This is a genomic window from Streptomyces sp. NPDC000345 (assembly GCF_042898825.1).
Classification (GTDB): domain Bacteria; phylum Actinomycetota; class Actinomycetes; order Streptomycetales; family Streptomycetaceae; genus Streptomyces.
Genome location: NZ_JBIAZE010000007.1, coordinates 233,594 through 245,818, shown reverse-complemented (window position 1 = coordinate 245,818; position 12,225 = coordinate 233,594). Strand labels below are relative to the sequence as shown.

Annotated in this window: 9 protein-coding genes and 1 pseudogene; 7 read left to right on the top strand and 3 right to left on the bottom strand. The window is 70.7% G+C overall.

Annotation, left to right across the window (positions count from 1 at the left end):
- Window positions 1-423 precede the first annotated feature (423 nt).
- Window positions 424-1,242, bottom strand: a complete 819-nt coding sequence (locus tag ACFY30_RS19090; protein WP_390846328.1) for a thioesterase family protein — start codon at window positions 1,240-1,242, stop codon at window positions 424-426.
- Window positions 1,239-2,645, bottom strand: a complete 1,407-nt coding sequence (locus tag ACFY30_RS19085) for an MFS transporter (protein ID WP_390846327.1) — start codon at window positions 2,643-2,645, stop codon at window positions 1,239-1,241. The genes ACFY30_RS19090 and ACFY30_RS19085 overlap by 4 nt, the downstream gene beginning before the upstream one ends.
- Window positions 2,646-2,698: 53 nt before the next feature.
- Between ACFY30_RS19085 and ACFY30_RS19080 the strand changes: the two genes are divergently transcribed.
- From ACFY30_RS19080 to ACFY30_RS19050, 7 genes and pseudogenes are all read left to right on the top strand, one after another.
- Window positions 2,699-3,199 carry a winged helix-turn-helix transcriptional regulator gene (locus ACFY30_RS19080; RefSeq protein WP_390846326.1) on the top strand — a complete coding sequence of 167 codons (501 nt, stop codon included), beginning with the start codon at window positions 2,699-2,701 and terminating at the stop codon, window positions 3,197-3,199.
- Between the two features lie 119 nt (window positions 3,200-3,318).
- Window positions 3,319-3,690, top strand: a pseudogene (locus ACFY30_RS19075) (class I SAM-dependent methyltransferase); the annotation flags it as partial.
- A gap of 202 nt (window positions 3,691-3,892) precedes the next feature.
- A complete protein-coding gene (locus ACFY30_RS19070; protein WP_390846517.1) occupies window positions 3,893-4,132 on the top strand; it encodes a hypothetical protein in 240 nt (79 codons plus the stop codon).
- 197 nt (window positions 4,133-4,329) lie between these two features.
- Window positions 4,330-4,830 carry a winged helix-turn-helix transcriptional regulator gene (locus tag ACFY30_RS19065; protein WP_390846325.1) on the top strand — a complete coding sequence of 167 codons (501 nt, stop codon included), beginning with the start codon at window positions 4,330-4,332 and terminating at the stop codon, window positions 4,828-4,830.
- A 430-nt stretch (window positions 4,831-5,260) separates the two neighbouring features.
- Window positions 5,261-7,585, top strand: a complete 2,325-nt coding sequence (locus ACFY30_RS19060) for a molybdopterin-dependent oxidoreductase (protein ID WP_390846324.1) — start codon at window positions 5,261-5,263, stop codon at window positions 7,583-7,585.
- Window positions 7,586-7,669: 84 nt separating this feature from the next.
- A complete protein-coding gene (locus ACFY30_RS19055; RefSeq protein ID WP_390846323.1) occupies window positions 7,670-8,212 on the top strand; it encodes an SRPBCC family protein in 543 nt (180 codons plus the stop codon).
- The gene (locus ACFY30_RS19050) at window positions 8,212-9,294 is read left to right on the top strand and encodes an LLM class flavin-dependent oxidoreductase (RefSeq protein ID WP_390846322.1); all 1,083 of its coding nucleotides are present in this window, start codon (window positions 8,212-8,214) and stop codon (window positions 9,292-9,294) included. Before ACFY30_RS19055 ends, ACFY30_RS19050 begins: the two co-directional genes overlap by 1 nt.
- Window positions 9,295-9,666: 372 nt before the next feature.
- On the opposite strand, the gene ACFY30_RS19045 is transcribed toward ACFY30_RS19050, so the two are convergent.
- Window positions 9,667-12,198 carry a tetratricopeptide repeat protein gene (locus ACFY30_RS19045; RefSeq protein ID WP_390846321.1) on the bottom strand — a complete coding sequence of 844 codons (2,532 nt, stop codon included), beginning with the start codon at window positions 12,196-12,198 and terminating at the stop codon, window positions 9,667-9,669.
- Window positions 12,199-12,225: the final 27 nt, after the last annotated feature.

Below are 12,225 nucleotides of genomic sequence, written 5' to 3'. Positions count from 1 at the left end.
TGTTGTGTACATGACGTCATGGCCGTGGGTCCGGCCTCTCTGCCCGTGTGGGCCGGAGCCGGGACGTTCAGCGAGTCCACGATTCCCGCGACCCTGCGGGCCACACCTGGCTCCGGCTCGGTGGTGAGTGCCGGGCCTTCCGGGTTCCTGCACTCCGCCACTACCGCGAACGGCTCCTCCGCACTGGAGTGGACGGGCACGGACGGCTCGACCCGCATGCTCGAGGGCGCGCAGGCGCACGACCCTGTGGAGTACTTCGGAACGGCGTCGGACGATCCGTCTGGAGGGTCGTCGCCGTCCCCTTCGACGGATCCGGCGAGCGGACACTCCTCGCCCGCGCGGTGGCCGACCGTGTCGGGCTGTGCCCCGAGCCGTATCCCACCGGGGACGGCCGGACCGTGTACCGCGGGGCAGTTGCCGGCCCTATGTGAGCCTGATGGCGGCGAGTTGGTGTGACTGGGCGACGAGTCGGCCGGTGCTGTCGCGGATGGTGCAGGTTTCGTCTGCGCGGCTGTGGGCGATGGCGTTGGCGCGCAGTGTGATGTGCACGGGGCCGGGTGCGGGGAGGGCGCGTATGTAGGTCGACAGTGAGATGGTCGGTACCCACCCGGTGAGCTGGATGTCGAACGTGGCGGGCGGGAGCACGTCGGCGGCGAGGAGCAGGGCGAGCGGGTCGAACGCCGGTGTGCCGGGGAGCCGGAGCCAGCCGCGGACCTCGCCGAGCCCGCGGGGTTCACCGGTGGCGAATCCCAGTGAGTCGGGTTCGATGCGGACCTCGATCTGATCGAGGAGATCGACTGGGAAGACGTCTTTGGGGGGCTGGAATCGCGCGCATTCGGGGTAGGGGCGCGCGGGCGGCGGTTGATTGCCGGGCAGCCAGGTTCTGGATGCCGGTTCGGTCGTGAGCGTGGCGAACACCGCGAGGGTCTCCACGCAGGGCTCGTCTTCTTGGCTGATCCGGGTGCGGACGTGGGTGGTGGTACGTCCGATGCGGAGCACCTCGGTGGTGAGGCTCACCTTGTCCGGGCGGGGCGGACGGATGAAGCTGCTGGTCGCGCTCACCAGGTGCGGATGCGGTGCGACGGCGCCCGCTGCGCGGCCTGCCGCGCGGCCCGCGACGGCCTGGAGGTAGCCCCCGCCGGGCTTGCCGACGACCGTCCACAGCGGGTCGAGATCGGCGGTGAACGTCCCGTGACCCGTCTGTGTGATCTCCGTGGCCTGGGCGAAGGCGCGCGGGCTCATGACGCTGCCTCGGCGGCTGTGCGTGCCGGAGCCGGTGCCGGTGCCGGTGTCATGAGCGGGGCGCTGAGGGCTCCGGCCGCCGCGACTGCGGCGAGCAGCCACCACGCGTGCTGGAAGGCGGTGTGCGCGGCGTCGTAGGTGGTCGGAGTGCCGAGGACGGCGACGACGAGGCTGACGCCGAGGGCCGTGCCGATCTGGCGGCTCATGCTGACGACGGCGCTTCCGGTGGCGGCCTGGGACGCGGGCAGGTCGGCTGTGGCGGCCGACAGGATGCTCGGCAGGGCGAGGCCGACGCCGGCGCCGCCGATGAGCCAGCCGGGCAGGAGTTCGGCGGCGTAGTCGGGGGTGGCGCCGACCTGGGTGGCCACGACGACGCTGCCCAGGCCGGTAAGCAGGCATCCGGCGGCGACGATGATGCCGACGGGCAGGCGGCGTGCCAGGCGCGCGGACAAGAGGGCGAACGGCGGGACCATCAGCGGCCCGGGCGCGACCGCGAAGCCGGTCTCGATGGCCGAGTAGTGCCAGACCTTCTGCATCCACAGGATGTTCGTGAGCAGGGCCGCGGCGAAGGGGACGGTGAACAGCAGCGCCGTGACGTTCGACCAGGCGAAGGCCTTCACTCGCATCAGCGCGGGGGAGATGACCGGGGCGGGGTGGCGTGCCGAGGACAGCAGGAACGCGGCCAGGGTGACGACGGTGGCGATCCAGGCCGCGTTCGTTCTGCCGCTGGTCCAGCCCCATGACGGTCCTTGCACGATGGCGAGGGAGAGGGCGCCGACCGAGGATGCCAGCAGGATCGCGCCGAGCAGGTCGGGGTTGCGGGTGATCGAGGCGTCGCGCGAGTCCGGCACCCACACGATGGCCGCGACCAGAGCCGCGACGCCGACGGGGACGTTCACGAGGAACACCAGCTGCCAGGACGCTTCCACCAGCACGCCGCCGACGGCCGGGCCGAGCGCGGCGGCCAGTGCCCCGACGGCGGCCCAGATGCGCACCCACGCGGCGCGACGTTCCGGTGGTGCCGAGGCGACCACGAGACCCAGGCTCGCGGGAGTCAGGATGGCGGCGCCGACGGCCTGGAGCGCCCGGAAGCCGACCAGGGCCCAGATGCTGCCGGCCGCCGCGCACGCCGCGCTCGCGCCGGTGAACAGGACGAGGCCGATGAGGAAGCCGCGCTTGCGGCCGTACCGGTCGGTGAGTCGGCCGGCCGGTACCAGCAGGGCCGCGAAGAGGATCGCGTACGCGTTCAGGACCCATGCGAGGTCGGTGATCCCCGTCCCGCGGAAGTCGGCCCCGATCGCGTCGAAGGCCACGTTGACGATGAAGACGTCGAGGCTTGCCATGAACGCGGCGAGCGTGAGCACGAGCAGGATCAAGCCCGAGCGCTGACTTGTGTTTGCCATAGCCAGGGACCGTAGATGGCTGACTATGGCCTGCGCAAGTTAGAGTGGGTGATGTGACCCAGAACTCTGCGACCTTCGAGGACCGGCTGGCGGATCGGTCGACCTGGCGCATCGGGGACAACTGCCCGATCGCCAAGGCGCTGGATGTCGTCGGCACCCGCTCGGCGATGCTCATCCTCCGCGAGGCCTTCTACGGCACCACCCGCTTCGACGACTTCGCTCGGCGCGTCGAGATCACCGAGGCGGTCGCTTCGGCCCGCCTGCGCGAGCTCACCGCCGCGGGCATCCTCACCCGCGTGCCGTACCAGGACCCGGGGCAGCGCACCCGGTACGAGTACCAGCTCACCCGGATGGGCCGCGACCTCGCGCCCGCGGTGATCGGGCTGTACGACTGGGGAGCCCGGTACCTCTCGCCGGGGGGCCGGGCGCCGCTCCTGCTCACCCACCAGGAGTGCGGCGCGCCGGTGCAGTCGGAGCTCATCTGCCACGACGGACACCCCGTGACCATGCCCGAGGTGATCATTCGCGCGGGATCGAAGCACGCGAACCAGTAGGACCGAGTCCCGCGTGGCCCGTCGTCCGGACTTCTGCCGTACCCGCTTGACCGGGGCCGTCGGCCGGCAGGCTCGCGTCGCTGCGACGCGGGAGGCGCCGGGGCGGGGATCGTGGTGCCATGGACGGACAGCGCTTCGACGTGTGGGCGGTCGGGGCCGCGTACGAGCGGTACATGGGCCGGTGGAGCCGGCTTGTCGCGCGGGAGTTCGCGGCGTGGCTCGGCTGCGAGGGCACGCCGCGGTGGGTGGACGTGGGATGCGGTACCGGTGTGCTGTCGGCCGAGGTGACGGCCCGGTGCCGGCCCCGGACGATGGTGGGAATCGACCGGTCCGAGGAGTTCGTGGCATCGGCCCGCACCACGGCGCCGGTCTCGGCGCACTTCCTCGTGGCGGACGCGATACGGCTCCCGGTACGTGACGGAGCGTGTGACGCGGCCGTCAGCGGCCTCGCCCTGAACTTCCTTCCCGTACCTGCCGCGGCGGTGGCGGAAATGGCCCGGGTGGTCCGGCCGGGCGGCCTGATCGCAGCGTATGTGTGGGACTACGCCGACGGTATGGGGTTCATTCGCCGCTTCTGGGGACGCCGCCGTCGAGGTGGATCCGTCCGCGGCCGCGCTGGACGAGGGCCGCCGGTTCCCCGTATGCCGTCCGGAGCGGTTGCGTGCGGTATGGGCGGAGGCGGGGCTGGTCGACGTGTCAACCGCTTCGATCGAGGTGGCCACGGTCTTCACCGACTTCGCCGACCTGTGGGACCCCTTCCTCGCGGGGCAGGGCCCCGCACCGGGCTACGTGGCCGCCCTCACGCCGGCCGGCCGGGAGCGAGTGCGTGAGGCGCTGAGAGCCGCCGTCCCCACGAAGCCGGACGGTTCCATCGCGCTCACCGCCCGGGCTTGGGCGGTGCGCGGCCGGAAGGTCCACGGCAAGGCAGCCTGAAGGCCGCGTCGTCAGGTCTTTCCGCCATCGGGAGCGGGCCGGTCCGCCGTGGACCGACGGGTCGGCACGATGGGCGATCGGGGTTGAGCGCCGGGAGGGCCGAAGACGGCCGGAGGGCCGAAGACGGCCGCTGGAGGCTGAGTGAGCCCAGGCCATCGCCGAGGATGGTTCATTAGGACAACCGTTAAGGTGGCGTGATGAAGCGTACTCCATTTGCCTCATGGCCCTGTTCGATCGCCCGGACCGTCGACCTGCTCGGCGACTGGTGGACCCCCCTGGTGCTACGTGAAGCCTTCTACGGCTCGAAACGCTTCAACGAGTTCGAGTCGAACCTCAAGATCGGGCGGAACATCCTCACGCAGAGGCTGAACAGGCTGGTCGAGGAGGGACTGCTGGAGCGGGTGCTCTACCAGGAGCGCCCGGCACGCCATGAGTATGTCCTGACGGACAGTGGCCGCGACTTCTTCCCCGTCTTGGCGGCCATGGCCCACTGGGGCGACACATGGCGGGCGGGGAGTGAGGGGCCGCCGGTCGTGATGCGGCACACGTGCGGCGAGCTCACCCACGCCAAGGTGGTCTGCGTTCACTGTGACGAGCCACTCGCGCTGGAGGACGTCACGCCCGGACTCGGTCCGGGGTACCCCGAGCGACTCCGGGAGCAGGCAGGGAAGCTGCCCCGTTTTGCCGCATCGACGTAGCCGGGAAACCTTCAGGAGCACCCATAAGGCCGGATTCGCGCTGCGTATCGGCTCAGGCATCGGATCGGCGGCTGAGGCGCGGGCAATGGCGGTGGCGCCCTGGTCGCGATGCCGTCGGTCGCTTCAGGGCGCGCGAGCGACCCGGTGCCGGGGTGTACATCGTCAAAGGCCGAAGTCATCGACTCTCCTGGCGACTTGCTGTCTCGCTGCGCCGAATCCCGGGACGCCGCCCGCCGACGGGGGCTTCAGGGCCTTCGTCCTGCCCTTCGTCCCGCCCCGCGTCCCGGCCTTCGTCCTGTCGGGTGCCGATCTGCCCTCAGGTCGGAAAGACCATGCCGAGTCAGTTGCACTACTGAACTCACCGGCCTAGGCTACCGGCCGGTAAGAGCGTCTCGTGACGGCGCCGACCGACGTCCCGAGGAGGAATCCGATGAGTGAACCGGTGGCGCCCCAGGGCACTGGGGCTCTGGCCGCACGGCAAGCCGCTTCGGGCGGGACAGCGCCATGGAAGACGAGCGCCTGCATCCTGTGTGAGTGCAACTGCGGTATCGAGATCAAGCTCGACGGCCGCCGCTTCGAGCGCATTCGCGGTGACAAGCGGCATCCGGGCAGCATGGGCTACACGTGCGAGAAGCCGCTCAGGCTGGACTTCTACCAGAACGGCAGGCACCGCCTGACCTCTCCGCTCCGGCGCCGGCCGGACGGAACCCACGAGGAGATCGACTGGGACACCGCCGTCCGGGAGATCACCCAGCGCCTCGCGGGCATTCGCGACGATCTCGGCGGCGACAAGATCTTCTTCTATGGCGGTGGCGGCCAGGGCAACCACCTGGGCGGCACCTACGGCCGGGCCCTGCAGGCAGCCCTCGGTGCGCGCTACTTCTCCAACCCGCTCGCGCAGGAGAAGACCGGCGAGATGTGGGTGGACGGCAAACTCTACGGCGGCCACACCAAGGGCGACTTCGAGCACGCCGAAGTCGTGATGTTCCTGGGCAAGAACCCGTGGCAGACCCACAGTTTCCCGCGGGCCCGGCCCACGCTGCGCGAGATCGCCAAGGACCCCGGGCGGACGATGATCGTCGTCGATCCCCGGCGCAGCGAGACCGCGGACATGGCCGACATCCATCTTCAGGTCCGTCCCGGCACCGACGCCTGGTGCCTGGCCGCCCTCCTGGGTGTCATCGTTCAAGAAGACCTCGTCGACCGGGCTTTCCTCGACGTCCACACCACGGGCGTTCAGGCGGTCCTGGACGTCCTGGCGGCTGTGGACGTCGGCGCGTGCGCCCAAGCCTGCGGTGTCGATGCCGCACTGCTGCGCACCGCCGCCCGTCGCATCGCCACGGCGAGGAGTGCCACGACCTATGAGGACCTCGGCGTTCAACAGTCACCCCACAGCACGCTGGTGTCGTATCTGAACAAGCTGGTGTGGATCCTCACCGGGAACTTCGGCCGGCCGGGCACGATGTTCCTGCACTCCTCCTTCGCCGCGGTGGCCGGCGCATCCGCCGGCGGTGCCCCCGTCGCAGGCTCCGGCAAACGCACGCCGGGCACCGGGGCCCGCATCATCTCGGGTCTGGTGCCCTGCAACTCCATCGCCGAGGAGATCCTCACCGACCACCCGGACCGCTTCCGGGCCATGTGGATCGACAGCTCCAACCCCGCCCACTCCCTGGCCGACTCCCGGCGTTTCCGCGAGGCACTCGACGCACTCGACCTCGTCGTCCTGGTCGACGTCGCTTACACCGAAACCGCCCGCCACGCCGACTACGTCCTGCCGGCCGCCAGTCAGTTCGAGAAGTGGGAGTGCACGTTCTTCAACGTCGAGTTCCCCCACAACGTCTTCCAGTTGCGACCGCCGGCCCTCGACCCACTGCCCGGCACCCTGCCCGAGGCGGAGATCTACGCCCGCCTGCTGCGGGAGCTCGCCGTCGTCGACCCGTCCACGCTGGAGCCCCTCACACGCGCCGCCCACCAGGGACGCGACGCGTTCACCACCGCCTTCTTCAGCGCGCTGCAGACACACCCCGAGTTCCTCGGGCTGGCGCCTTACGTCCTGTACGAGACGCTGGGAACTGCTTTGCCGGAAGGGCATCAGGCAACGGCCGCCGTCTGGGGACTGGCCCAGCTGTGCGCCCTCAGCCACCCCGATGCGGTGCGGCGTGCCGGACATGTCGACGGCAACGCGTTGTTCGACGCGATCCTCGCTCGTCCGGAAGGAGTCACCTTCACGGCCGACGAATGGGACGACGTCTGGAACTATGTGCGCCGACCGGACCGGCGATTCACCGTCGCCATCCCCGAACTGCTCGCCCAGATACCCGAACTGACACACACCGCGCCGGGCTGGGGCAGTGACGCCTACCCGTTCGTCCTCTCGGCCGGAGAACGGCGCTCCTTCACCGCGAACACCATCATCCGGGATCCTCGATGGCGCCGCCGCGACCGCGAAGGCGCCCTGCGCATCAGTCCGCAGGACGCGGAGCGCCTCGGCCTGGCCGACGGCTCCCGGGCCCGTGTCAGCACCGAACGCGGCAGCACCGAGGCGCTCGTGGAAGTGACCGACATGATGCAGCCCGGGCACATCGCCCTGCCCAACGGATACGGGGTCGACCACCCCGAGCACGGAAGCAGCGGCGTCGCCCCCAATGAACTGACCTCACTCCACTACCGGGACTCCTTCGCGGGCACTCCCTGGCACAAGCACGTGCCCGCACGCGTCGAAGCCCTCACCGGCGCTGACGATTCTCCCGCCTGACCCAGAACCGGTCCGGCCGGTCCGTGGGGCCGAAAGGGCGTACCCCACAGCGAACCCACCACCGACGTAGGGAGCCACTCAGCCGTGGATTGGACAGGCGCACGATACGCGGACAAGCCCACGATCGAAGTCCAGACCTGGATCTGCGCCCCGGCACAGACGGTTTGGGACCTGGTGTCCGACATCGAGGCGATGCCGGGAACCAGTGAAGAGCTGCAATCCGTGCGGTGGCTGGACGACCGTACGGCACCATGCCTCGGGGCCCGCTTCGAGGGACACAACCGGCACCAGGCACTGGGAGAGTGGACCACCGTCTCCCATGTCGTGGAATACCAGCCGCTTCGTGTGTTCGCATGGGCGGTTCAGGACCCGGACAACCCCTCCGCCGTGTGGCGCTTCTCCCTCGAACCCAAGGACGAGGGCACTTTGCTGCGCCAGTGGCTGCAGCTGGGCCCCGGCCCCTCCGGCCTGTCGTACGCGATCGACCAGATGCCGGACAAGGAACAGAAGATCGTCTTCGTGCGCCTGCGGGAGTTCGAAGCAGCGATGCAGACCACCGTGAAGGCCATCAAGGAACTCGCCGAAGGCGAGACGGCAGCCGAAGGCTCCGGAAAGGCGAGTGAGTGATGCGCACGTCGACCACCATCGAGGCATCCGCCGGCAGCTGGCCGGACATGGTGACCTTCGTGACCGAGGCGGAGAAGCTCGGTCTCGACATCTGCTGGGTCGCCGAGGCCTGGGGTACCGAAGCGCCGTCACCGCTGGGCTATCTCGCCGCTCGTACGGAGCGCATGCTGCTCGGCTCCGGAGTCATCCAGCTGGCGACACGCACTCCGATGGCCATCGCCCGAGCCGCGATCACCCTGTCGAACATCTCCGAAGGCCGCTTCCTGCTGGGTCTCGGCCCCTCGGGTCCCCAGGTGATCGAGGGCCTGCACGGGGTGCCCTTCGCCCGGCCGCTGACACGGATGCGCGAGACCGTCGACATCGTCAGGCAGGCAGCCACGGGCGAGAAGGTCTTCTACAGCGGGCGTGAGTTCACACTGCCCCTGCTGGGCAGCGACGCGAAGCCGATGCGCCTGTCCACGCGGGCCGAACACGAGATCCCCGTCTACCTCGCCACGCTCTCACCCAAGATGCTCGAGCTCACCGGCCGCATCGCGGATGGCTGGCTCGGCACGAGCTTCGTGCCCGAGGGCGCCAAGGCGGCCTACTTCGACCACCTGGACCGAGGGCTGGCCGCAGCCGGCCGCACACGCGCAGACCTCGACATCTGCCAGGGAGCAGAGGTGTCATTCGCCGAGGACGAGGCATCCTTGCGCGCCATGGTGAACAGTCGCAAGAAGGAACTCGCCTTCAGCCTGGGCGGGATGGGCTCCGCCGGCACGAACTTCTACAACCAGGCCTACAGCCGCCAGGGCTGGGCCGAGGTCGCCGCGGAGGTCCGCCGGCGTTGGCAGGCCGGTGACCGCGACGGCGCAGCCGCCCTCGTCACCGACGACATGGTGCTCGCCACCACCCTCATCGGAACCGAGGACATGGTGCGGGACCGCCTGCGCGTCTGGCACGAGGCCGGAGTCACCACCGTTCGCCTCTACCCCGCGGGCGACACACTCGATGCGCGGCTGACCACGCTGGGACGTGCGCTGGATCTGGTCCGGCAGATCAGCGAGGACACCGGGTCCGATGCGGCGGACCCCACAGAGTGACCCTGACCCGGACACCGGTCCCGTGATCGAGCCCTCGCGGTGTGGAAAGGCCGGGATCTTCCGAGGGGACGGCGCTTTCAGCACAGAGTGACCCTGACCCGGACACCGGTCCCGTGATCGAGCCCTCGCGGTGTGGAAAGGCCGGGATCTTCCGAGGGGGGCGGCGCTTTCAGCGCTTCGTGAAGGATGCGGCCCCGGCCCGGACCGCTGAGCGTCAGCCCTCGGGGCAGGGCTCCGCTGAGCGAGCCGATGCCGATCGGCGGGTGCCGTTCGAGAGGGCGGCATCCGCAGGCCGAAGCTCCTTCTGGGCGACCGATGCGGAACGGTCTCACCGCCACCCCTCCGGCTGCTCCGCCCGCCGCAGCTCCCAGATCACCGCGGGCGTCTCGGCCACCGCCATCGACGTGTCCCCGGCGGCCGAGCCGCACCGGGCTGCTGTGTGGCTGTGAGGAGGTCGGTGATGCTGTCCATGACACGCGGTCCGACGTCAGAGGCGCTCGGCCGCAGCACGTACTCGGCATCGGTCAGCAGCGGCACCGCTTCGTCCGGCCGGCCGGCGGCCACCAACGCGCCGGCCAGTCCGACCGCGGCGAGGGCGTGGCCACGACGGTCCCCGAGTTCCTCCCGGACGGCAACAGCCTCGCGGTGGGCGTCCACGGCCTCAGCTGCCTGACGTGTCTTCAACAGGGCGTCACCCAGATCGTCCAGGATCTCCACCAGCAGGATCAGCCGCCCGTCGCCGCGGCAGCGGGAGGCCGCGTCGCCGAGCACACGCACGCCGTCCTCCGCCCTGTCGCAGTTGACCAGACTGCTGCCCCAGAGGGCTGAGGCCTCCACCGGATGCGCGCAGGGACCTTCACGCTCGTCCACGACGTCGCGGAGCGCGGCCTCCACGTCGACGCGCCGGTACCGCTGATCCACCGCCGCCACCAACGTGTCCAGCGCCTCGCGTTCACCGCGTACATGGGTGACGCCCGACGCGGCCAGGCGGCTCGCACGGGACACCGTCTTCCACAGCACCGTCAGCGTCACGGCCTCGTTCTCACGTGCTCCGAGATCGCTCTGCAGCGACGCCCCTCGGCGGAGAGCCGAGCAGGCCTCCAGGAAGCGGTGGGCACGGGCCAGTGCGACGCCCCGGCGGTGCAGCGACGCGGCCCATGGGATCTGGTACTCGGGGCGCACAGGGCCCCGGGTCATGAGGTCGTACCACTGGCCGTCCTCCACGTAGAGGGCACTCGCGGCCTCATGGGCGGCAGCGGCCCGTGTGTGGAGATGGGCACCGAGCTGAGCGGTGGCGCGTCGTTCGTGCGCGGTGGCGAGGAGATAGCGGTAGCGCGTCGGATTTCCGAGCTGTACTCGGTACCGGCGGCCCTCGGGGTCGGTTCGTTCCTCCTCCGGCGGCTGCCGGCTCAGCTCTTCGTATGCCGCCGCTGCCTTCCCGAGCACGGCCTCGGCTTCCTCGAACCGGCCGAGTTGCCCGAGCACCTCACCGCGACCCCGCAGAGCCCAAGCCAGCGCTTCCCGGTCGCCGAGGGTCCGGGCAGCCGTGACGCAGCGATCGGCCAGGGCGAGTGCCTCGTAGGGGCGATCCGCGCACGCCAGGTGCGGCAGGACGGCCCGGGCCGCCGAGAGAGTGCCGGGGTCGTCGGGATCGGCTGCCCCGAGGAGCACGGCCACCAGGTTCTCCCGGTCCTGAAGCACCAGGTTCTCGTCCCCGGTCCCGTCGGCGCCGCCCTGCTCACCCCGGGCCTCGTGCCCGTTGCGGGCGGCCGGAGAGACGGCCTCACGCTCATACGTTTCCAGAAGGCGGGAGACCCCGAGCGGGTGCCGGCCGGCGCTCCCGGAGTCGTCGTGCTCCCGCAGGCATTGCCGGACCAGCGGATGCATCACGTACCGGACCTCGCCGCCCGGGCCTGTGGTCGGCGCGACCAGACCGGCTCGGGCGAGCTCTGTGACGCGGACGGGCGGCGCGGCCGGCGTTCCGCCCCATGCCGTCAGATGGAGGCGGCCGAGGTCGGGTCCGGGGTGCCGAGCCATGCGTACGGCCATGCGGCCCTCGCCCTCCGGAAGGCCGGCAAGGACCAGGTCCACGCCCGCGCGCACCGCCGCGCGGGCTCGGCCGTCCGGCTCCACCGGCTCGGACACACGATCGTGCGCGCGCGCCACGACGCGCTCGGCCGCGCGCCTGTCCGGCGCCGCCGCTCTGGCAGCCAGTTCCGCGGCCAGGGGAATGCCGTCACACATCCGGGCCAGGGCGGCGACGTCGTCCGGAGACGGACAGGACTGCCCGTTCCGTGTCGCGACAGCGCTGATCAGTTCCTCCGTGTCCGTGAACGACAAGGCGGTGAGTTCGACGGCGGTGAGAGAACCGAGGGCGGCCGGCCGGCTGCGTGCGGTCGCGAGCAGTCGATGACCGGTTCCGGGTGGCAGCAACTCCTCGGCGGACGGCAGCTCTTGGATGTCGTCGAGGAGGAACAGGACGCGCCTGCTGGCCGCGCTCTGCCGGGTCAGCCACTTGCGCAGAAAGGCGGACTTCTCCTGCTCGGTCAGCTCCGCACCGTCGGGAAGGAGCCGCAGCGCCCGCAGAACCGCGCTGGTCATCTGGGCCGTCGTCGTGTGCCCCTCGCCGCAACTCCCGCGTGCCTCAAGGAACAGAGACCCGCCGGTGAACCAGCCGGGGCGTTGGAGAGCGAGGCGGGCGACAGCGCGAGCCAGTGCCGTCTTGCCCGTGCCGCCGGGGCCGTGCAACAGGCAGCCGGGGGCCGCCGAGTCCGGCCCCAGGAGATCCAGCAGCGTCGCCGTTTCACCGTCGCGCCCGACGAGGCCACCCCGCGACCCGGTTTCCTGGGACCGCAGCACGTGCACCCGCGGCTCTCCCCAGCGCTCCTTCACGCCCACGACCATCCCCTCGTCGTCCCTGCCCAGCCCAAC

What these genes read in the sequence shown, in the direction of transcription:
- ACFY30_RS19090 (WP_390846328.1), bottom strand. Translation starts at nt 1,242, where the DNA reads ATGAGCCCGCGCGCCTTCGCCCAGGCCACGGAGATCACACAGACGGGT.
- ACFY30_RS19085 (WP_390846327.1), bottom strand. Translation starts at nt 2,645, where the DNA reads ATGGCAAACACAAGTCAGCGCTCGGGCTTGATCCTGCTCGTGCTCACG.
- ACFY30_RS19065 (WP_390846325.1), top strand. Translation starts at nt 4,330, where the DNA reads ATGAAGCGTACTCCATTTGCCTCATGGCCCTGTTCGATCGCCCGGACC.
- ACFY30_RS19060 (WP_390846324.1), top strand. Translation starts at nt 5,261, where the DNA reads ATGAGTGAACCGGTGGCGCCCCAGGGCACTGGGGCTCTGGCCGCACGG.
- ACFY30_RS19050 (WP_390846322.1), top strand. Translation starts at nt 8,212, where the DNA reads ATGCGCACGTCGACCACCATCGAGGCATCCGCCGGCAGCTGGCCGGAC.
- ACFY30_RS19045 (WP_390846321.1), bottom strand. Translation starts at nt 12,198, where the DNA reads ATGGTCGTGGGCGTGAAGGAGCGCTGGGGAGAGCCGCGGGTGCACGTG.